The organism is Taibaiella sp. KBW10 (genome assembly GCF_003852495.1).
Taxonomy (GTDB): Bacteria; Bacteroidota; Bacteroidia; order Chitinophagales; family Chitinophagaceae; genus Edaphocola.
Genome location: NZ_QAJI01000007.1, coordinates 238,144 through 260,609, shown reverse-complemented (window position 1 = coordinate 260,609; position 22,466 = coordinate 238,144). Strand labels below are relative to the sequence as shown.

Genomic DNA, 22,466 nt, shown 5'->3' with positions numbered 1-22,466 from the left:
TGTTTTTTTGGGTTAATGTCCTGCCCCGGTCACCTTCATTTCACTAAGGTCCAGTTGCAATTCAGCCTTTCTAATCTCACTGTCGCTAAAGAGGTTTTCCCTGCGTAAGCGGAACAGCTCCATTCTCTGGGTCTTATAAAGATCCAGTAAGATATGATTAAAATGCTCTATCCTGTTATGTTCGGCAATATTACAACCAAAGGTTTCCAGCTTCTGACGGGTCATATTAAGATCCGCCTCCAGTTCATCTTTCAGTTGCTTCAAAAATTCGTTGCTTATTAAATCCTGTTCATAATGCCCCATTAATTTTTGCAATGCGGCCGAATTCAGGTTAAACCGGATACCTGCCTGCTGTTCGTTAACAGGCGCGATATGGTCAATCTCTTCGATCTTTATCCATTTTAAAATCAAAGGTAGGGTGAGCCCCTGAAAAACCAGGGTGACAAAAATAACGACGAAGGTAATAAAGACAATTACATTACGGTGTGGGAAAGGGGTTATCTTATCATCCATCATTAGGGGAATAGATAAGGCTGTAGCTAAAGAAACCACACCCCGCATACCCGCCCAACTGATGATCAGCGGCCCTTTCCAACCCGGAGAAGGGTCTTGCCGAATGCGGCTGCTCAACCAGCGCGGGATATGGGCCGCCGGGAATACCCATAAGATTCTTAATACAATAATGATGGCACTGATGATCAGCCCATATTTCACGGCTTCCCATATAGAATATTCGCCCAGGCCCTCAATGATTTCGGGTAAGGCCAATCCGATCAGAATAAAGACCAGCGCATTCATTACAAAGATCATTGTGGTCCATACCCCCAGCATATTCATGCGGGTATGTCCCGATTTAAATATCTCATGGGAACGGAAAGAGATAAATAAACCGCCACTGACGACCGCCATCACGCCTGAGAAATGAAATTGTTCGGCAGCGAGGAACAGTATATAGGGTGTCATAACAGTAAGGGCACCGTCAATAGCTGCATTGGTGGGCAGGAACCGATGAATGACGTACATAATATGCGCTCCGGCCAAACCGACCACTACACCCATACCGGCCACCAGAAAGAATTGCCCGGTTGCTTGCTGCATCGAAAATGTACCGGTGAGCACGGCGGCTAAGGCAAAGCGGAATACAATCAGAGAGGAGGCATCGTTGATCAGACTTTCTCCTTCTAGTATGGTAAGGATTCTTTTGGGTACTTTTAATCCCTTGAGTACGGTAGCTGCGGCTACAGCATCCGGTGGGGAGATGATACCGCCCAGCAAGAAGCCCAGGGCTATGGTAAAGCCCGGAATGAGGCTGCTGGAGAAATAGGCTACGATCATGGAGGTAAAGAATACCAATCCGAAAGCTAAAAGACCGATGGGGCGTTTCCATTTCCAAAAATCTTTCCAGGAAGTGTACCAGGCGGCTTCGTAAAGCAGCGGTGGGAGGAAGATGGTAAAGATGAGCTCCGGGTCGAGGGAGATTCTCGGCAAACCGGGTATGAAACTAATGCCCAGTCCGGCAATGACCAGGAAAATAGGGTAGGCTACTTTAATTTTCTGGGCCAGCATAACCAGCATAAAGACGGCAAAGAGAATCCCTAAAACAAGCAATAAGGTGTGGTGCATATAATAATTGGGTACAATGGATAATGAATGATTAATAATAATTTTTATCGTTTCTTTTTTCGGTAAGCCCCCTTGCCGCGATAAAAATATCCGACATGGGGTTTTCGGAAAAAGTTGCTGTTGCAAAAAAAACAATTTTATGCAACAATTATATCATTATCCATTATCCATTTATAATTTTCAATTATATAAACATCCCTCCGGATACTTCAATGCGCTGTGCGGTCACCCATTTGGCGTCCTCGCTGCATAAAAAGGCCACTACGGTACCTATATCATCAGGAAGGCCTACACGGCCTAAAGCCGTTTGTGAGGCCAGGAAAGCGTTCATTTCATTATTATCCCGGACGACCCCACCACCGAAATCGGTCTCGATAGCCCCCGGAGCCACGATGTTGACCCTGATCTTTCTGGCGCCCAATTCTTTGGCCTGATACTTGGTTAAGGTTTCCATAGCCCCTTTCATCGCAGCATAAGCGGCATAGCCCGGGCTACTGAAACGTGCCAGGCCTGTGGAAATATTCACAATACCACCACCATCGTTTAGAACCGGCAGTAATTTTTGGGTCAGGAAAAAAGCGCCTTTGAAGTGGATGTTCATTAAGGTGTCAAACTGCTCTTCTGTGGTTTCGGCAAAGCTGGCATGAATACCAATTCCAGCATTGTTGACTAAATAGTCGATATGATTTGTTTGGAAAACCGTATCCAATACCGATTGGAGGTTTGTTACAAATTCTTCGAAGGAACCGGAAACGGCGGTATCCAATGCCATGGCAGCGGCTTTATGGCCTTTGCTTTCGAGAAGCGCAACAACTTTATCGGCTTCTTCTTGATTACTTTTATAGGTGATGATGACGTCAAGTCCTTTGTCGGCAAGGGCTTCCGCCATATTTTTTCCTAAACCGCGGCTTCCGCCGGTGACCAATGCTACTTTGCTCATAAAAATATTGTTTTTAAAAAGCAAAGATTGCACATTCACCGCTGCTGCAATGGTGTTAGTTTCGGAATTTTAAACTTGTGCGGCTTCTTTTCGGAACATACCCGGTGTTTTGCCTTCAAACTTTTTAAAGAATTTTGAGAAATTAGAAGGGTCATAAGTCAGCATACGGGCAATATCTGCTACCGAATGTGCTGATCCGCGCAGTAATGTTTTGGCAATGTCCAGTATTTTTTGATCATAGAAGAAGCAGGGATGATGGCCTGTATATGCTTTTATGGTATCGGAAAGGTGGTTGCGGCTGATGTGTAATTCGGCGGCGATCTCATTCAATTCCAGCATCTCCGCAGCGGCGCCCGACAGGATGTCGGCCAGGTGTTGGTCAATAAAGGCTAAATAGGTTTGTGTGATGTGCTCCGGGCGGGACATACGGTTCATGGGATATGTATTTATTCTGGGTTTATTTTTCCGATCCTCAGGAACAAAGGAAAGTGGACGGTACGCACAAGATTTTTACCCCATAAGGGTTCGATCTGTTGCTGCAGGGTGTCGACGGGATTGTACTTATTGGCTTTGATAAAGTGTTTCAAGGCCGACCAGGTATTGATATAGGCGATCAATTGTTCGAGCGTCCAGTCTATAGTTATGGTAAAGTCCGGAGGTGCTATGGCTTCAAAAGGAAAAGGAATGGTCTCGTACCGTTCGTCTATATACTTTCGTTCCCAATCCCAGTATGCGCCTAAGGTATTTGCATGAAAATCTTGCATCAGCGGATCTATGGTTTCTGATATACGTATATCGCCGTATCCGATCACCGCAAGGATGGCATTGGCTTTAGCGGTTCTTTTTACTTCTGCATAAAACTGCTCGAAGTCAAACCAGTGTATGGCTTGTGCCACGGTGATGAGTGCAAAACAATGGTCGGGAAAGTGTGTATGTTCTGCAGCCTGGATGCTGTACTGCAGGTTCTCTTTATGAGCGGCGGCGGCGATTTGTGCCGTACTGATATCGGTGGCATATACCGTCGTAAAGGTTTCCGCGAGCACCGCTGCCACCTGCCCGTTACCTGTACCGCAATCCCAGGCTTTATCTTTATCCTGTACTAAAGTATTTAAGTATGCAAATAAAGCGGCGGGATACTGTGGCCGGTGTCGGGCATACAGATCGGAGGATTCAGAAAAAAGATCTTTCATGTCGTTTTTATATTGCCTTCGTTAAAAACAGCCCGCCCCATACCGCTGCAAGCCCCAAAATAATACTCAGGATAATGTAGAGTAGGGCGGTAAAAAGATGGCCGCTTTGTATCAGTTTTATATTCTCTGCAGAAAAGGTAGAAAAAGTGGTAAACCCGCCACAGAAGCCGGTAATGAGTAAAAGCCTGGTCGCATTAGAGAGTATTTGTTTATCCAGCAATCCCATAAGGAGCCCGATCGCCAGACAGCCGGACACGTTGATGATAAAGGTAGCCCAGGGAAAGTGTTGTGTCGCTTCTTTTGTGGTCCACAGGGAAACGAGGTATCGTAAAATGCTACCCAGTGCGCCGCCCAGTCCTACAAGAAGAATATTTTTCATAACAGCATGTATTGATTAGACAAAAATACTACGCTTCGTTCTAAAATGGTATTAAAATAATCGGTTCGAAATTATAGGACTTCCTAAACATATAAAATTCCCCCAATGTGGGGGATTGTATGTACGCTGCCTAAAGTGTATTTTTGTTTGGTATAAAAATGAATTGCTTAAAAATACTATCATATGAATTTAATAATCGAAAACCTGAATAAGGTATATCCTAACGGCGTAAAAGCATTGAATAATGTAAACCTGACGATAGAGAAAGGATTGTTTGGATTGCTGGGTCCGAATGGTGCCGGAAAATCGACTCTGATGCGTACCATCGCGGCTTTACAGGATCCTGATACGGGCAGCATCAAGCTGGGCGATATTGATGTGATCCATAATAAAACGGCTTTGCGCGAGCAATTGGGATACTTACCTCAGGACTTCGGTTTTTACCCGAAAGTTTCTGCCTGGGATTTATTAAATCATTTTGCCGTATTAAAAGGTATTTCCAATAAGGGCGAACGCAAAGAACTGGTATCGGCTTTATTACAACAAACGAATTTATACGAAGCTCGGAAGAGAAATGTAAGTGAATATTCGGGGGGTATGCGCCAGCGTTTCGGCATCGCACAAGCCCTGATCGGTAATCCCAGCCTGGTGATTGTGGATGAACCTACTGCCGGCCTTGATCCTATGGAGCGCAATCGTTTTCAGAATTTACTGAGTGAAATTGCGGAACAGACGATTGTGATTTTATCTACCCATATTGTAGATGATGTGAAAAACCTGTGCCGTAAGATGGTGATCATGAATCAGGGTACAATCTTATATGAAGGTAACCCTAGTGATGCGGTGCAAAAAGTAGAAGGTAAAATATGGATTAAACCGATCGAAAGCAATACTTTTTCGAGCTATAAAGAAAAATACAATGCCATCTCCTCCTCTATGGTACATGGTTCCTTAATGTTGCGTATATACAGCGAAACAGACCCGGGTAATGGCTTTGAGCTCGCTCCCGTAGGTTTAGAAGATGTATATTTCTCTGCTATTGTTAACAACGCTATAAATTAAGACCATGTTTGGAGCCATTTTTCGTTTTGAATTGAAACTGGGTTTTAAACGACCCATGATTTATGTATTCTTTACTTTATTCCTTTTATTAAGCCTCGCAATCGGATTTCAGCAAACAGGCGTGTTTAATACTTTTGAAGGCGATCGCAATATCATCTTTAACTCTGCCTATAGTGTCTCGAACCTGTTGGTGGGACTAAGTTCCAATGTGTTCGGGTTATTGAACAGTATTGTCCTCGTTTCTATTATGGCTACCGCCATACAGAAGGACTATGAATATAATACCCATGCACTTTTCTTTACCAAACCCATCTCCAAATCCAGCTACTTCTTCGGAAGGTTCCTGGCGGCTTTTGTGTTGGGTCTGTTTGTAATGTCGGGTTATATTGTCGGCTATTTCCTGGGGCTTTTACCGGGTATCGGCCATTCTATGGTGGGGCCTTTTGAGCTCATGAGTTTTTTACAGCCTTTCCTGATTTTTACGGTGCCTAATGTGTTTTTATTGGGTATTATTTTCTTCTCGCTGACTACTTTTACCCGCAAGACCTTAACGGCTTACCTGTTTTGTATCATCATGCTTGTCTTAAGAAGTATTGCAGAGGTGATGAGTGCCGATCTGGATAAAAAAACCTTGTCCGCAATCATTGAACCTTTTGGTAGTATCGCTTTTAATGTACTGACCGAATACTGGACGCCTGCAGAACAAAATAGCAATATGATCCCTTTGAAGGGCGTATTGCTCAATAATCGCCTGTTGTGGTTGGCTATTGCTATTGTTGTGACTGCTGTGAGTTATTATCGCTTTAGCTTTGCGCAGTTCTTAACTCCTTTTCGCTTATTTAAACGTAAAAATGAAGAAGCACCGGTAGTGACTAATAAGTTTCAAACCCTTGCGGATATTCCAAAGGTGACCAAAAAATACTCAGGTGCTTCGGCCTGGTCTCAGTTATGGTACTTATCAAAATTTGAATTTAGAAAAATTGCCCAAAGCACTTTCTTTATCATTATTTGTATCCTGACGATAGGGCTGATCTGGCTGATCAATCATTTTAGTGCTGCGGAAAGCCCTATGCTGCCCCTCACGCAAAATGTAATTGACTATGTAGGTGCTTATAGTTTATTGACGGTAATCTTTGTTGTATTCTTTTCTGGTACAATCATCTTCCGCGAAAAAGAAACCAAGACCGATGAGTTGGTACATGCAACTCCGGTGAGCAATGTGGTCTTGTTCTTTTCGAAGTATGTCGGACTGATGGGCGTAGTGTTACTGATGCAATTGGTAGCAATCCTTACCGGTATCTCGATACAAATGTCTCAGTCTTTCTTTCAGATTGACCTGATGCAATATTTTGTGAGTATTATTTGTTTTGGACTGGTTTCCTTCTCCATTACCATTGGTATTTGTCTGGCGATACAGGTATTCTCTCCTAATAAATACCTCGGCTTCTTTTTCTCGCTGATTCCCTTGATGCTGTTAAGCATTTTGTTTATCCAGTTGGAGTGGACCAATAAGCTTTACAATTTCGACTCTGACGGTCCCAGGTTGCCTTATTCTGCTTTAAACGGGTATGGTCCTTTAGGCCCTTGGTTCGTGTATAAAGCGTACTGGTTGAGTTTTGTGCTGGTCATCATTTTTATTGCTTTATATTTTTATGCCAGAGGTAAGGAGAGCAAAATAAAATCGAGATTCCGGTTTTCTAAAAAAGAAGTCAGGAAAGGATCTAAATGGGCTATGCTGTTCTGTGCACTGTCTTTTGTGGGCTTTGGATCCTATATTTTCTATAACACCAATATATTGAATACCTATAAAAGTGTAAAAGAGAGAACCCAGGAGTATGTGAATTATGAAAAATTGTATAAAAAATATGAACACCTGTTGCAGCCCAGGATTGTGGAAGCGAATGTAGATGTGGATATTTATCCCGATAAAGGAAGCCTGCATGTAAAAGGATTCTATTGGGCAAAGAATAAACATGCGCAGGCACTGGATACGGTTTACATTAATATTTTTGATGAAACCTCGCACTTTACTTACAAAGAAGTGGCTTTAGATAAACCGGCTACTTTAATTACAGATGATAAAATTTTTGGGATAAGGTTGTTTAAACTACAACAACCGCTATTGCCGGGCGATTCTGTGAAGATCAGTTTTGAATTTGACTACGCACCTAAAGGATTTGATAACGATGAACTGAGTACACTTGTCGTCTCAAATGGTAGCTTCTTCAATAACCAGATCATGCCGAGCCTGGGCTATAGTGATGCTGCTGAGTTATCTTCTAATAAGGAACGGAAAAAACATAATCTTCCCTCTAAATTACGCATGGCGCGGATCAATGATAGCGCAGCACATCAGAATACCTATATTTCAAATGATGCGGATTGGATTCGTTTTGAAACACAAATCAGTACCAGTGCAGACCAAACGGCGATTGCACCGGGTTATTTGGTGAAAAAATGGACCGAAAACGGGAGAAACTATTTTAAATATAAAATGGATAGCCCGATGTTGAATTTCTATGCCTATCAATCTGCCCGGTATGAGATCAGGAAGGATCGCTGGAAAGAGGTAAACATTGAGATCTATTATGATAAGGCGCATGCTTTTAATGTAGATAATATGATCCTGGCAATTAAAAATTCGCTGGATTATTATACCAAAAACTTTTCTCCTTATCAGCATAAGCAAATCCGGATTATTGAGTTCCCGAGGTTTGCCTCTTTTGCACAGTCTTTTGCCAATACGATTCCTTTTTCCGAGAATATCGGATTTACCAATCAGGTAGATACCGGCGATTGGAGCAAAATAGATTTACCTTATTACGTTACGGCGCATGAGGTGGCACATCAGTGGTGGGCGCACCAGGTGATCGGAGCCAATGTTCAGGGAAGCACTTTAATGTCGGAGACGATGGCGCAGTATAGTGCCCTCATGGTGATGGAACATCGCTATGGCAAAGACAATATGAAGAAATTCCTGAAGCATGAAATGGATCGATACCTGAGAAGCAGAACGGTAGATGGCAAGGGGGAAAAGCCGTTGATGCTGGTGGAAAACCAGCAGTATATCCACTATGAAAAAGGAAGTGTGATTATGTATGCTCTGAAAGATTATATTGGTGAAGATTCACTGAATGCTGCATTGAGAAAATATATTGCTAAAGTAGCCTTTCAGGAAGCGCCTTACACGGATGCCCTTGAGTTTGTTAATTATCTGAGAGCAGCCACTCCAGACAGCCTGAAGTATATTATCTCCGATATGTTTGAGCATATTACAATTTATGAAAACTATGTAAAATCGCTGAAAACAGAAAAACTGGCTAATGGAAAATACAAAGTAAGCCTTACCGTTGGTTGTACTAAATTCCGTTCAGATAGTATGGGGAATAACAAAAAAGTAGCTGTAAATGATTATATCGATATCGGCGTGTTTGGGGCGGTAAAACCAAAGGCCAAAGAACAATTTAATCCACTGGTGTTTTATAAAGTGAAGATGGATGCACCCGAGAAAACCTTTGAGTTTATCGTAAACGAAAAACCAATTTTTGCCGGTATAGATCCTTATAATAAATTGATTGATCGTACCCCGGATAATAATATCTGTGATTTTGGCGTGGTACCCAAAGTGCCTAACCTTTCCGAAAAAGAAGTACGCTTAAGTATCGGTTCGGGCGGTGATTAAGCATAAAAAGTATTAACAGCATATTTCTATAATTACTAAGGGCTGCGATAATCATCGCAGCCCTTAGTTTGTGTCGTCCTGTTATCTGAACGATTAAACTACGGAGAGCTATTCCTTAACGAATTTAAGACGCTCTGTTTGTCTATTTTGATTTATTTCAAGGACGTAATTGCCTGTTGCAAGACTACGGATATCAATATCGGATTTTACGGAACCTGTATGCGTAAGTTGCCCTAAAGTATTATATATCTTATATTTAATTTGTTTGTTTTTGTCAAATTTGTCAGAAAGGCCTATCCTGATATTTTGGGTTGCGGGGTTGGGAAATGCTTTAGATATGTTTAAACAATCATCCGATTTAGATAGTGAAGAACTAATAATACCGGGATCAGTAATTTCTTGGTCTTCAAAAAACAAATAAGGCTCCAAAGCTTCCATTCTTACTTTGCCAATCATCTCATTTATTGCTGTCATATCCTCCGGGTCTTCTACAAATTTATGTGCAATCATATTCCTGACTGTTTTCTCATATTCAGCGCTGTCTGCTTCCGTAAATCTGGTTTCAAAATAATAGGTAGAAGAGTCTGTTTCCATAAATGTTTCTGGCTTTGCGATTAGCGGTGCCATATAAGACATATTGTTTTTAGTACCTGTCAGCGTTTTGGAACCGCAAGAGGTGCTAATCGTAAGTTCCCATTTCAGATAATAAGGTAAAATACCAAAGTGCCACATTTTTGGGGTAGTTATATATGGCGCAGTTTCTGTATAGTAATTAAGATTGGAACTAGAGAAGCCATACCATACTTTCCAGCTATAGGTTGCTCCAGCTACAACAGGAGTGGGCCATAAACTAAAATCTTCTTTCAACCACCCCAAATTTCTTGATGCAAATACATTAGCGCCAATTGTTCCTGTATTTATAGCTTTAGAAACGGTAACAGGAGGACAACCGGCAGGAGCATAGCTATAGGATAGAACTGTTGACATATGAGGAGTATTCGGGTTGGCCTGTACTGATACACTACTGCCTGATGTGCTGCCGACAAAATTCAGGGCACCATTATCAGTACTCCAGGTTCCCCCGCTTGTTGAGGGGAGTTGTCGTATAGGTAGTGGTGCCACACATCGTATTAGGGCCGTTTATAGCAGGAATAGGATCGCTGCATATTTCGGTATGCCCTTCTTCCCCGGGGTGGCGCTGATATACTTTTACGTAATCAATTTCCATTTGCCCCAGCTCGCCATTCGCAGAAAGCGTTTTTTCCGGTATGGTCATCGCAGTAGAGAAGATCAGTTTACTTTGCGACTGGCTGTTATAAGGGTAGCCTTCTGTTACATAATACGGTACTCCGGCATTTGGAGCACAGTTGGAGGGTACTTTGACTGCATAATATTGCTGGCCACCTCCGGTATTATACGGAACAAGCACGTTTTGATAATATTTCCATATCGTGCTGACCAATGCGCCATCCAGGTAGGTTTTGATGCAGGCCGTATCCCACTCGCACACGTAGGTATGCCAGTTTTCATACTTGTGTCGGCTACCAGTAATCCAACTGCTCCAGTCCTGGTTAGGGTAACTGTTACCTATACTTTCATCATGAAGATTATATGGATTATTCGGAAACAGCGGTGCCCAGGCATGTAAATTATAAGCGTTATTTGGTTTCTTTTTACCAATATAGGGCCAGCCGGGCATGCCTTTGGGTGAGGCCGATTCGGCAAAATCTATTTCATTCATACTGGTGCCGAACCGGGTCCAGCAGGTGCTCCAGGCGCCTTTGAAAATAGGCATTTTCGGCCGGGCTTCTATCCGGCCATTATTAAAGCGCATTTTGCTGGATAGATAGCCCGAGGTATAGTTTTGGGTATAAGGGGCCATATTGCAGGTGGCGCATTGCCAGGTAGTGGGTTGCTGTATTACTTTTAATTTGGCTGTTCCCCCGTTTACGACAACGTTGGCATCCTGTATGACGGTGTTATTGCCGGGATAAGGTACCCTGCCTTCTCCCCAGTCATCTGTAGTGCCCCAGTTATTGGAATTAAACCGGTACCAGTTATTGTTGTTGAGACTGCTCCCGTCAAATCCATCATAAAAGACCAGCTTCCAGGAGCTGTGATCACATACATTGGCTCCGACGCTAAAAGTAACCGGGGGCAGTTGTGCCCATAGGGTATTGCGTAGTAAGAATAGGGTAAGGAGAGGGATAAGTTTTAGAATTGTTTTTTTCATAGGTTATTTTATCGTGTTTTTAAATTTATGGTTCATTAAAAGTGCCTTCTATTAATACGCTATCATTAGGATTATTGTAGCTAATAAACCAAGTCGGAGCAAGAGTATATGTAACCTTATTATTGTTCTTCGAAGCAATAAGTTTATTGATATTTCTTGGCGTAATCCCATATGGTATTGTATCTATATAAAAGCCTAGTATAGCAAAGTTTGGATCTTGAGATGGATTTATACTGATAATTGGCCATTCTCCGGAACTTGGAAAGAACCCTAAATAGAACCTAAGATCGAATCTGGTTGTATCATGACTTGTAAGCGTTACCATTGCTCTCCCAATAGTTGCTGTAACATTATTAGAAGAATATGTTACTCCATTTACTTTCCAGTTAGAGAATTGTTTCTTCTTTTCGGGCCGGCAGGCAAAAAAGCTTAAAGCCAGTATAAGAATGGAGATATTTTTCATTTGTTTTTGGTTTTACTAATTATTAATTAAAATTACAATATTTTATATATAAGTGCATTTTTAGTACAATTTTATTTGGTTTATGGCTCATTAAAAGTGCCCTCTACCAGTACACTATCATTGGGGTTCATATAATTTACATACCACATTCCAGGTAAGGTATACCTTATTTTTCCATTAATCCTTTCTGCTTTTAGGTACTTAATGGAATTTGTAGGAGGAACATATCCAGTAGTGTCGATATATAGGTATAACAATACTTTCCCCGAATCCTGCTCAAGGTTATCCCTGGTCAGCAAAAAGCTGTCGGTATCGGGCAATGAATTTGCGGTCATGAAGGAGAAAGAGTAAAATGTAATACTAAATCTGTTTTTACCTGAGCAGGACAATTTACCAATGGCATGACCAATGGCAACTTCTGTATTATTAGAACTGTATTCTGTTCCCTTTATTTTCCAGTTAGAGAATTGCTTTTTCTTTTCGGGCCGGCAGGCAAAAAAGATTAAAGTCAGTATTACAACAGATATTTTCGCCTTAGCGATTAGGTATTTGTTTCGCATATAAAACCAAAACTATGGTGTTTTATACGAATTCATATTACTATAGAAAAAAATATTAAGAAGATCTTATATGGGTCAGGAAAGTCTTACAGCTTCATCCGTTGTTTTAAAGATACCATTAGCCTGGCGCGTGCAGGTCATGGTAATATCGTTGATGCAAACATGGTCGGGAAGGGTGGCGCAATAATATGCTGTTTTGGCAACATCACTTGCGTGCAGGGGTTCGAAACCCAAATAGGTTTGTGCTGCTTTCTGTTCATCACCACTATAGCGTACCAAAGAAAATTCCGTATCTACCATACCCGGATTGAGTGCGGTTACTTTGATATTGTAGTTCATCAGATCGACGCGCATACCCTCTGAGAGGGCTACCACAGCATGCTTGGTTGCACAATATACATTACCGTTTGGATAAACCGATTTACCCGCAGTAGAACCAATATTGATAATATGTCCTTTCTTTAAAGCGACCATTAGCGGTGCGATATGGCGGGTCATATATAATAGGCCTTTGATATTGGTATCGATCATAGTTTCCCATTCATCAATATCTCCCTTATCAATAGTGGATAAGCCTAGTGCCAGTCCGGCATTATTAATGAGTATATCCGGTGCTTGCCACTCGGCCTGGATCTGATCGACCAATGCGGCTGTTTCTTCGCGGTTTCTCACATCAACGCAGGAAGTGTAGACGGTTGCGCCATATTGAGCAGTTAATGTTTCTTTTATTTCTTGGAGCCGATCCGCTCTTCTTCCGGTAATCCAGAGCTTATGTCCGTTTCGGGCAAATTCCTGTGCAATGGCATGTCCTATTCCTGAGGTCGCGCCGGTAATCAAAATATTCATATATCGTATTATCGTAGTAAGGTGAAATCACCTTTTTGCTCTAAGGTTTCATTAAGGGGGTCTACAGCGGCAGCATGCCAATAGTAAACACCTACATCTGCGGGCTTGCCATTAAAGGTACCATCCCATCCGCCGCTATTGAAACTATACGTTTGGAATACCAGTTGGCCGTAGCGGTTATATACTTTAAAATAGACAAGCCTTACATACCCTACACTAATCGGTTTGATGATGTCATTCCGGCCATCACCATTAGGTGTGAAGGCTCCCGGAACAATAAACCAGGGCTTGTCCACTACCGTGATGGCTACTGAATCGTCAGCGATACAGCCTGTAGCACTGGTTATGTGTAAATTATAATCATAGATACCTGCTGCCGGGAAATTGGTAGGCGTTCTGGGATCAGTTGAATTATTTAAGAAACTACCCGGTGTCCATTGGTATACAGACCCTCCGGAGCCATTCATATTAAACGGATAACCTTTTACAATCACCGTATCATTACCCGCACTGGGATTAAAATAGGGGATAATCAAGGGTTTTGTAATCGAATCCATACAACCTCTTTGCGAGCGGGAAATGAGCCGTACATTATGTACCTCTATATTGGTATTGTAGGTGTGTACTGGGTTCTGCAGTGTGGAAGTCGTACCATCACCAAAACTCCAGTTCCAGCTGATCAGGGGAGGGAGTGCCGTAGTAGATAAGTCGGTGAATTGTATCGGAGACCCCTGACACAGGTTGCCGTCAAATCTGAAATCTGCATAATGCGGTGGGAAAATCTTTACGATCCGGGTAATACTATCTGTACAGGTCTTGCCTTTATTGACTACAAGCTTGACCACATACACACCCGTATCCGGGTAGGTAAAACTAGGGGAGAAAGCTATTGATGTATCTGCATTGGTATTGGGTACGCCAAAATCCCAGAAATAAGTATCTCCGCCTACGCTGTTATTGGTAAACGTAACCGTTCTGTTGGTATCACATTTTATAATATAAGTGCCTAATTCATCACTTAATTGCGGAATATTGGCAATGACTGTTCTTGAACAGTTAGTGACGACAAACTGTAAATCCCTGCTTACGGTATTGATTACCGATCCGTTACGCCATTCCTTTACACAAACCGTCAGTACATATCTTCCTACATTGATAGGCGCACCGGACAATATCCCCGAAACCGGATCTATTGCTAAAACAGGATTAGCCGATAAAGGGCTGGTGGCGGTATAAGGAGGAATATAAGATACAGGTACATAAGGTGGCGGTGCAATATCATCTATAGAACCAGGACTACCCGGATTTGGATCATTAGGAGAGGCACCCTGATAGGCACTACACAGCTCATAACTTAAAGAATCGGAATCGGCATCAGTTGCTGAAAAGTCCAGATTTAAAGGATCATTGGCACAGATAATCTGTGGCGGTGAAAATTTAAATACTGCACTATTATTAGGACACTGGCCGCTGGTAAAAGGAGGAATTATGCTGGTGAAGGTCACCCCGGTATTTCCGGGATTAAAGATATTACTAATGCTCCCATTACGGCAACAACGCTGATAAACAAATAAATAACCATTAGGAGAGGGAGGAAGGTTTACGGTAAATTTAAAAACCATCCTGCTCATGCAGGTATTGGGATAATTCTGTATACATTCATTAGAAAAACCGGTGGGCACCACTTCACGGATAATCGCACCTCCCGTAGAGCCTGAATAGGCGAGGGTATTGGTCGCATTACGTTCAAATATACTAAAGTAAGATGGATTATCACCATCTATGGCCGCAGGGCTGCCGTTCAGGCAATCATGGTAAATGGTAAAGGTAAATTCAAACTTATTATTGCCTAAACACCTGTAAATAATATCCCCGCCAACGGTATGAGAAGCCTGCGCATGATAACCCAAAAATAAAGTCATTATAGTGAGTAGCTGTAACAAAACTATTTTTTTCATACGTTGCATAGGGGTAATTTTAAACAAGCGGAAAACCATAATATAAATATATATAAAAAAAATCAAAATTTGGCAAATGATGCGGTAAATTAAGGGCTTTGTAGTTAGTTACGATAATTTCTTAAGATTAGCTTCCTTGATCTTCGCTTCTTTCGCACCTCTTAAAAATTCCGAAGCAAAGATGAAACTGTTTAAGAGTTTATCTTCACTAAAGATGATGTCCTTGTTGGAGCCCTCCCACTGTTTTTGTCCCTTATGCATATACACAATATGATCTCCGCTTTCCATCACGGTGTTCATATCATGGGTATTGATTACCGTTGTGATATTGTATTCTCTGGTAATATCACCGATCAGGTGGTCAATCACTAAAGAGGTCTGAGGATCGAGGCCGGAATTGGGTTCATCACAAAAAAGGTATTTGGGATTCAGTACGATGGCTCTGGCCAGCGCAACCCGTTTTTTCATCCCGCCACTGATTTCGGCAGGAAATTTGCGATTGGCATCGGTAATCTCTACTTTGGTCAGCACCTCATTTACCCTTTCTTTTTTCTTGGCAAAACTATCATGGGTAAACATATTGAGGGGAAACATCACGTTTTCTTCAACAGTCATACTATCAAACAGGGCAGAACCCTGAAACAGCATCCCGATTTGTTTGCGGATTTCTTTCATCTCTTTCGGATCGATGGTAAGAATATCCTGGCCTTCATAAAGGATTTGACCTTCTTCCGGTTTGAATAATCCGATCATACACTTCATCATCACTGTCTTACCACTACCACTAGCACCAATAATAAGGTTTGTTTGCCCCGGATACATCGAAAAACTTACATCTTTTAATATTTCCTTGTCCCCAAAACTCTTTTTTACATTCTTTACTTCAATCATATGATGTTTTATTCTTAGGATAATAAAAATGCGTACCGGTTTCCGGTACGCAAATATAAGTTGAAATATAGATTTCTGAATAATTCTTTATCGTCCTTACAGATTTTTAGCATCTGCTAAAAACTGTGCTAAACCGATATCCGTCAAGGGATGTTTTAATAAACCTGTAATCGAAGTTAAAGGACAAGTACAGATATCTGCTCCTGCTTCGGCACAACGAACGATGTGCAAAGGGCTACGGATAGAGGCCGCCAATACTTCGGTCATAAAACCTTGTGCATTGTAAATGTTTACAATTTGCTCAATCAGTTGTACACCATCCCAGCTACCATCATCGATACGTCCGATAAAGGGAGAAACCATTGTTGCACCGGCTTTGGCCGCTAAAATAGCCTGACCTGCAGAGAATACTAAAGTACAGTTAGTGCGGATACCATTGTCCGTAAACCATTTGATCGCTTTAATACCGTCTTTGATCATTGGGATTTTTACCACGATATTTTCGTGTAAAGCCGCCAGTTTTTTACCTTCTTCTACCATACCTTCAAAGTCAGTAGATAATACTTCCGCACTTACAGGGCCGTCTACGATGGCGCAGATGTCTCTGTAATGTTGCAAGATCGCCTCCTGGCCTTTAATACCTTCTTTGGCCATTAAAGAGGGATTGGTCGTTACACCATCTAAAATGCCTAAATCGTTTGCTTCTTTAATTTGGTCTAAATTAGCAGTATCGATAAAAAATTTCATAAAAATTTGGTTGAATTTGGTAAATGCAAAGGTAATTTTAAAATCCGGTGAACAGAAATTTTTTTAAAACCCCGAGCTCAGCTGCGCTAGAACCAGACAAAACGCAATACTAAAATACAAAACCGGTCCTGAAACATTTGTTTCAGGACCGGTTTTTATAAATAATACGGTATCAAAATCTTATAACTGCCATTCCACCACCTGATTTTCCAAAGCAGTGTTGTGGGCTACCTGTACCTTAATATAATTATCGCTATAGCCTTCCATCATGCCGTTTTTGTTGGCATGTTCAAACAGGACAGGACGTTTTTGGCCTACATGCTGCTCGGTGAAGTAGCGCATTTTCTGATAAGAAAGGTTGCGCAATAGTTTATTCCTTTCGTTGCGGATATGTTGCGGCACTACCTGATCCATTTCTGTGGCTAAGGTATTGGTTCGTTCAGAATAAGTGAATACATGGAAATACGAGACGTCCAGGCTATGCAGGAAGGCAAATGTCTCCTGAAACAGTTCCTCCGTTTCGCCCGGAAAACCCACAATTACATCTACTCCGATGCAACAATGCGGCATTAACTCCTTAATTCTTTTAACCCGGTCTGCGTATAATTCTCTTTGGTAGCGGCGGCGCATTAAAGCCAGGATCTCATTACTACCACTTTGCAGCGGAATATGAAAATGTGGCATAAAACGATTGCTTTTAGCGACAAATTCGATAATATCGTTGCTCAGCAAATTAGGCTCTATACTGGAAATACGGTAGCGGTTTATCCCTTCTGTTTGTTCCAGTTCCTGAACCAGGTCGAAAAAAGTTTCCTCTTTTTTCTTTCCGCCAAAATTCCCTTTACCAAAGTCGCCGAGATTGATACCCGTGAGCACAATCTCTTTCGTAGCGCCTGCTGCAAGGCTTTTTACATTCTCGATTACATTGGCAATGCTGTCGCTGCGGCTATGGCCACGTGCCAAAGGAATGGTACAGAAAGAACAGTTATAGTCACAACCATCCTGAACTTTTAAGAACGTGCGGGTACGGTCGCTGACAGAGTAGGAAGCATTAAAGCCGTTCACCTCTTCAATATCACAACTGCAGATCTTGGCGCTGTCTCCTTTTGATAATTCTTTAATATGATGCGCCAGGTTAAACTTCTCCGCAGCACCCAAGACCAGATCCACCCCTTCTATTTCCGAAATTTCTTTGGGCTTAAGCTGGGCGTAGCAACCGGTAATGACCACCAGACTTTCCGGTGATTTGCGCTGAATCTTTCTCACGATCTGCCGGCATTCTTTATCGGCATTTTCGGTAACAGAACAAGTATTGATGACATACACATCGGCAATATCATCAAAATTGGTTTTTACGAAACCCTCCGCTTCCATACTCCGGCCTAAGCTGGAGGTCTCGGAAAAGTTTAGTTTACAACCTAAAGTGTGAAATGCTACTGTTTTGCTCATTAAAAGACGCTTAGTTTAATCAAAGGCTGCAAATTTAAGTAATATATTATTCAAAAAAGCCAATTTTAACGTTTATAGCAGCCCGTGCTAATACTTTAAAGTGTGGATTCTTTTTACTTCATATAAATCGGTTCTGCGGTCTTTCATGGTTTTTACCGAACCGTAATGGTGCAATTCTTTTAATAATTTCAGATCCACATCCACAATCAGCGTCATTTCTGTATTGGGTGTGGCCTCTGCTTTTACGGCATTCGTCGGGAAAGCAAAGTCTGAAGGGGTGAATACCGCAGCCTGTCCAAACTGGATATCCATATTGTTTACCCCGGGCAAATTACCCACACAACCGGCAATAGCAACATAACATTCGTTTTCGATTGCCCTGGCCATAGCACAGTTACGCACCCGGGTATAGGCATTTTGCGTATCGGTGAGGTAGGGTACAAAGAGAATCTTCATACCATCTAATGCCATTAAGCGAGACAGTTCGGGAAACTCTACATCATAACAGATCAGGATGCCGATCTTACCACAATCGGTATTAATGGCGGCAATTTCGTCTCCACCCGTAATGCCATAATATTTGGTCTCATTCGGGGTAATGTGGATTTTACGGTATTCACTTACCGCACCGTTGCGATGGCATAAATAAGAAATATTGAATAGCTTATTGTCTTCTACCACGGGCATACTCCCGGCAATGATATTGACATTATAAGCAATGGCATATTCCGAGATTTTTTCCCGGATTTCTTGTGTTTTTTTGGCGAGTTCCCGCATGGATTCATATTCGCTCAGATGATTGAATTCGGCCAGTAAAGGGGAATTGAAAAACTCGGGGAATACCGCAAAATCGGCATTATAGGCACTCAGTACATCAACAAAAAACTCTACCTGCTCAAAAAATTTGGACATATTGGCAAAAGGCCGCATCTGCCATTGTACCAATCCCAGGCGGATAATGCTATCACTCATCGCGTTTTTCTTGCGGGAGTAATAGATATTGTTCCATTCCAGCAGTACTGCATATTCTTCCGATTGCACATCTCCTTTTAGGTAATTGGTCAATACCCGCACCACATGAAAATCGTTGGCAATCTGGAAACTCAGTACCGGATCATAGATTTCTTTGGCCTTTACTTTATCAATATATTGTTTGGGATTTAGTTCATTACTGTATTTGTGATAATTGGGAATACGGCCACCGACCTTGATCTCCTTAAGATTCATTTGTTCACAGAGCTCTTTGCGGGCATCGTACAGTCTTCGGGCCAGGCGTAGCTGCCGGTATTCAGGGTGTACAAATACTTCGATACCATATAATACATCTCCATCTTCAAAATGCGTTTCAAAAGTATAGTTGCCTGTAATCTCTTCATAGGTATGGTCATCACCAAAAAGCTTATACTGTACGATGATCGACAAGGCACAAGCGGCGACTTTGCCATCTACTTCTACACAAAGTTGCCCTTCGGGAAAAAGGTTTAGCAGCTTTTGAATATTTGCCTCGCGCCAGACACTCCCCATGCCGTCATACGCTTCTATCATTGCCGCCTTCAGTCCTTCATAATCTTCAATTTTCAATTTTCTTACGATCACTTCCATAATATACCTGTATTGTTATTTTTAATGTTTTAAAATCTGTATTACCGAAAAGATACGGAATTTATACCGGAAGGGAATAGGGCGCTACATGAAATTTATGTGAAAATTGGACACAGGATAGCTCCCCCACCTGACGCGAAGGCTTTCACTGACTTTTATTTGATGGAATAGTATGCATGAAAACGGGCGGTCTCTTTTGAGACCGCCCGTTTATAATATTCAGTTTGGATTCCGGATTAAACCGAAGCCAGTAAAGACGTTTGTTTGGTGAATTTTGCATAGAAAGCATACAATCCGAACAGTACACCACTAAACACGATATCACTGGCAAATGTGTTTTTATAGAAAGGGATACCCGCTACAAAACAATCAATCAGGCCGGTTAAGGTCGTTGGATACATCACATATTTTGAAGGAAAGAATCCTGCAAACCATACCCCGAAATTGGAGACGATAAAGAATGTCGCAGAACTTAATACCGCAAAACCGATTACATTATACCATGTTGCACGCTTCATTTTGGTACCGATCCATACGATCAGGGCCATAGCCCCATACACAAAGAACTGGGAGGCATCGTAAAAACCCGTACCTCTGGTTACCTGCAAATAGATATCTGTAATTAAATAAGCGATCAAAGGCAAGGCAAAAGAAAAAGACTTGTTTTTGAAAATAGCACCGCTAAATAAGCTGATGGCACCGATACTGGCAAAGTTCCAAATATGTTGTTCGATGCTCATGATGCGGGAAATTACCGCAAACAATACTAATAAAGTAGCTAAGAAAATTGTTTTTTGATTGGTATTCATTGTGTGAAAATTAATGTTAGTACCTTGCGGTCAAGCGACAAAGTTAATATAAATTTTAAACTATTTTCCAAATGTCTTTGGAATAATTAGGGATCTGTTGCGGCTATTTGTTATATTTATTTTATTTTGCGGCACATAAATTTTATTATTGTTTAAGCAACTCCTTTCCTTTTTTAAACGTTACAAGACGGCATCGGTCGCGATCTTTTTTATCGCAGTCGTGTCGCTTATTGCTTTATTTGCCTATCCTCTGGCTAGCGATACTTCGCCTGATGCCAATACGATGGTTGTCGAATTGAGTGCAAAGCCCATAGGGTATACCAAAACATTTCTGAAAGTACCCAAAGAACAAAAGGCAAGCCGTCCGGGCTTTCTGAGCCGTATCTTTGCCGGCACACCTGCACCTTATCGTTTGGTGCCGATTAACGGCTGGGTCTTGATGAAAGATAAGATACAGGTGCGTCATTACATAGACGATGGGCTGGAAGATAACTTATCCTTCGATTTAAAGGACCTGGGGCTGACGGCTAAAAATGCCACAGCAAAGAATCTTTTGGTGACAAAAAAATTCTGGTTGGGAACCGATCGTTATGGCCGCGATATCTATTCGAGGCTGCTTATCGGGGCCAGGGTCAGTATCGGTGTGGGTATTGTTTCGGTGATTTTATCGCTGAGTATTGGTATTTTATTAGGTACCCTTTCAGGTTGGTATGGCGGTTGGGTAGACTATCTGGTAATGTGGTTTGTGAATATCCTTTGGGCAATCCCAACTTTGTTGTTGGTTTTTGCCATTACCCTGACGATTGGAAAAGGCTTTTGGGAGATTTTTATTGCCATAGGCTTAACCTCCTGGGTTAGTGCGGCAAGGTTGATCCGGGGGCAGGTGATGCAATTAAAAGAACTTGATTTTATCGTCGCTGCTAAGGCTTTGGGTTTAAAAGACCTGCGCATTATCTTTAGGCATATTTTACCCAATATTGCCGGCCCTATTATTGTCATTGCGGCGTCCAATTTTGCCACGGCAATTTTGGTAGAAGCAGGGCTCAGCTTTTTAGGTATCGGGGTGCAGCCACCCACACCTTCCTGGGGCTTAATGATCAAGGAACATTATAACTTTCTGATCGCGGGTAATCCTATGCTGGCGCTGATTCCGGGTATCGCTATTATGATACTGGTACTGGCCTTTAATCTGCTGGGCAATGCGATACGCGATATGATTGATGTACGAAATCAAAATTAAAAAGACACATGGTTACTAAAATATGGAATGATAAGCCTACAAAACTATTTATTGCGATTACAGCATTCTTTATTGCGAATGCCTTAATTGCAGAATGTATTGGGGGTAAATTGTTTTCACTTGAATCTGTTTTCGGAATGGCACCGGCCAATTTTAGCCTCTTTGGGCAGACCGGCTTAAGCTATACACTCACCTGCGGCGTGCTGCTTTGGCCCCTGGAATTTGTGATCACCGATATTGTGAATGAATACTACGGACAGAAGGCAGTCAAGCGGATCTCCATTATTGCAGTATGTCTCATTGGTTATGCCTTTGTGATGTTTTATGTGGCCATGCATGCGCCAGCCAGCGATTTCTGGGTACATAGCAAACAAGATCAGGGCGTTCCTAATATGCAGGCCGGATTTTCTGCCATATTCGGACAGGGAATGTGGATTATTTTAGGTAGTTTAGTTGCGTTTTTAGTGAGTCAGTTGGTTGATGTATTTGTTTTCCATAAAATAAAACAAAAGACCGGCAACAAGATGGTATGGTTGCGGGCTACAGGCTCTACGGTGGTCTCACAGCTGGTAGATAGTTTTATTGTGTTATTTATCGCTTTTAAATTGGGGAATAACTGGAGTTGGCAATTAGTTTTGGCAGTTTGTCTGGTTAATTATTCCTATAAATTTGTAATGGCGATTATTTTAACGCCTTTAATCTATCTTGCAGAACATTTGATCGACAGGTATTTAGGACATGATGTTGCCGCCGCAATGAAAAAGGCAGCCGCAGAAAAATAAGTTAAGCAGC

General features: G+C 41.8%; 20 protein-coding genes. 4 read left to right on the top strand and 16 right to left on the bottom strand.

Annotated features, from left to right (window positions below):
- Window positions 1-12: 12 nt before the first annotated feature.
- The 5 genes from DBR32_RS15050 to crcB form a co-directional block, all read right to left on the bottom strand.
- Window positions 13-1,623 carry a Na+/H+ antiporter gene (locus DBR32_RS15050; protein WP_124637242.1) on the bottom strand — a complete coding sequence of 537 codons (1,611 nt, stop codon included), beginning with the start codon at window positions 1,621-1,623 and terminating at the stop codon, window positions 13-15.
- A gap of 184 nt (window positions 1,624-1,807) precedes the next feature.
- Window positions 1,808-2,563: an SDR family NAD(P)-dependent oxidoreductase gene (locus DBR32_RS15045; protein ID WP_124637240.1), complete on the bottom strand. Its 756-nt coding sequence runs from the start codon at window positions 2,561-2,563 to the stop codon at window positions 1,808-1,810.
- A gap of 69 nt (window positions 2,564-2,632) precedes the next feature.
- Window positions 2,633-2,998 carry an AraC family transcriptional regulator gene (locus tag DBR32_RS15040; protein WP_124637238.1) on the bottom strand — a complete coding sequence of 122 codons (366 nt, stop codon included), beginning with the start codon at window positions 2,996-2,998 and terminating at the stop codon, window positions 2,633-2,635.
- A gap of 11 nt (window positions 2,999-3,009) precedes the next feature.
- A complete protein-coding gene (locus tag DBR32_RS15035) occupies window positions 3,010-3,753 on the bottom strand; it encodes a class I SAM-dependent methyltransferase (RefSeq protein WP_124637236.1) in 744 nt (247 codons plus the stop codon).
- A gap of 7 nt (window positions 3,754-3,760) precedes the next feature.
- Window positions 3,761-4,132, bottom strand: a complete 372-nt coding sequence (crcB, locus tag DBR32_RS15030) for a fluoride efflux transporter CrcB (protein ID WP_124637234.1) — start codon at window positions 4,130-4,132, stop codon at window positions 3,761-3,763.
- Between the two features lie 183 nt (window positions 4,133-4,315).
- On the opposite strand from crcB, the gene DBR32_RS15025 reads away from it, so the two are divergent.
- A complete protein-coding gene (locus tag DBR32_RS15025) occupies window positions 4,316-5,194 on the top strand; it encodes an ABC transporter ATP-binding protein (RefSeq protein ID WP_124637232.1) in 879 nt (292 codons plus the stop codon).
- 4 nt (window positions 5,195-5,198) lie between these two features.
- Window positions 5,199-8,876: a M1 family aminopeptidase gene (locus DBR32_RS15020; protein WP_124637230.1), complete on the top strand. Its 3,678-nt coding sequence runs from the start codon at window positions 5,199-5,201 to the stop codon at window positions 8,874-8,876.
- Window positions 8,877-8,984: 108 nt separating this feature from the next.
- On the opposite strand, the gene DBR32_RS15015 is transcribed toward DBR32_RS15020, so the two are convergent.
- From DBR32_RS15015 to DBR32_RS14965, 11 genes are all read right to left on the bottom strand, one after another.
- On the bottom strand, window positions 8,985-9,863 hold the full coding sequence (locus tag DBR32_RS15015) for a T9SS type A sorting domain-containing protein (protein ID WP_124637228.1): 879 nt from the start codon (window positions 9,861-9,863) through the stop codon (window positions 8,985-8,987).
- 76 nt (window positions 9,864-9,939) lie between these two features.
- On the bottom strand, window positions 9,940-11,109 hold the full coding sequence (locus tag DBR32_RS15010) for a family 16 glycosylhydrolase (protein WP_124637226.1): 1,170 nt from the start codon (window positions 11,107-11,109) through the stop codon (window positions 9,940-9,942).
- A 25-nt stretch (window positions 11,110-11,134) separates the two neighbouring features.
- A complete protein-coding gene (locus DBR32_RS15005; protein ID WP_124637224.1) occupies window positions 11,135-11,572 on the bottom strand; it encodes a hypothetical protein in 438 nt (145 codons plus the stop codon).
- Between the two features lie 80 nt (window positions 11,573-11,652).
- Window positions 11,653-12,132 carry a hypothetical protein gene (locus DBR32_RS15000; RefSeq protein WP_124637222.1) on the bottom strand — a complete coding sequence of 160 codons (480 nt, stop codon included), beginning with the start codon at window positions 12,130-12,132 and terminating at the stop codon, window positions 11,653-11,655.
- 75 nt (window positions 12,133-12,207) lie between these two features.
- Window positions 12,208-12,978: an SDR family NAD(P)-dependent oxidoreductase gene (locus DBR32_RS14995; protein WP_124637220.1), complete on the bottom strand. Its 771-nt coding sequence runs from the start codon at window positions 12,976-12,978 to the stop codon at window positions 12,208-12,210.
- An 8-nt stretch (window positions 12,979-12,986) separates the two neighbouring features.
- The gene (locus DBR32_RS14990) at window positions 12,987-14,945 is read right to left on the bottom strand and encodes a PKD domain-containing protein (protein ID WP_233559757.1); all 1,959 of its coding nucleotides are present in this window, start codon (window positions 14,943-14,945) and stop codon (window positions 12,987-12,989) included.
- A 99-nt stretch (window positions 14,946-15,044) separates the two neighbouring features.
- Entirely contained in the window at window positions 15,045-15,827 is a 783-nt protein-coding gene (locus tag DBR32_RS14985; RefSeq protein ID WP_124637215.1) for an ABC transporter ATP-binding protein, read from the bottom strand.
- A 96-nt stretch (window positions 15,828-15,923) separates the two neighbouring features.
- Entirely contained in the window at window positions 15,924-16,574 is a 651-nt protein-coding gene (fsa, locus tag DBR32_RS14980; protein ID WP_124637214.1) for a fructose-6-phosphate aldolase, read from the bottom strand.
- Window positions 16,575-16,754: 180 nt separating this feature from the next.
- On the bottom strand, window positions 16,755-18,023 hold the full coding sequence (gene mtaB, locus DBR32_RS14975; protein WP_124637213.1) for a tRNA (N(6)-L-threonylcarbamoyladenosine(37)-C(2))-methylthiotransferase MtaB: 1,269 nt from the start codon (window positions 18,021-18,023) through the stop codon (window positions 16,755-16,757).
- 87 nt (window positions 18,024-18,110) lie between these two features.
- Complete coding sequence (locus tag DBR32_RS14970; RefSeq protein ID WP_124637211.1) at window positions 18,111-19,625, bottom strand: carbon-nitrogen hydrolase family protein; 1,515 nt, start codon at window positions 19,623-19,625, stop codon at window positions 18,111-18,113.
- A 236-nt stretch (window positions 19,626-19,861) separates the two neighbouring features.
- Entirely contained in the window at window positions 19,862-20,434 is a 573-nt protein-coding gene (locus tag DBR32_RS14965; RefSeq protein WP_124637209.1) for a DUF6580 family putative transport protein, read from the bottom strand.
- A 148-nt stretch (window positions 20,435-20,582) separates the two neighbouring features.
- Between DBR32_RS14965 and DBR32_RS14960 the strand changes: the two genes are divergently transcribed.
- Window positions 20,583-21,674 (top strand): ABC transporter permease, encoded by a 1,092-nt coding sequence (locus DBR32_RS14960; protein ID WP_233559756.1) that lies wholly within the window; start codon window positions 20,583-20,585, stop codon window positions 21,672-21,674.
- Between the two features lie 8 nt (window positions 21,675-21,682).
- Window positions 21,683-22,456 carry a queuosine precursor transporter gene (locus tag DBR32_RS14955; RefSeq protein WP_124637207.1) on the top strand — a complete coding sequence of 258 codons (774 nt, stop codon included), beginning with the start codon at window positions 21,683-21,685 and terminating at the stop codon, window positions 22,454-22,456.
- The last annotated feature ends 10 nt before the right edge of the window (window positions 22,457-22,466 follow it).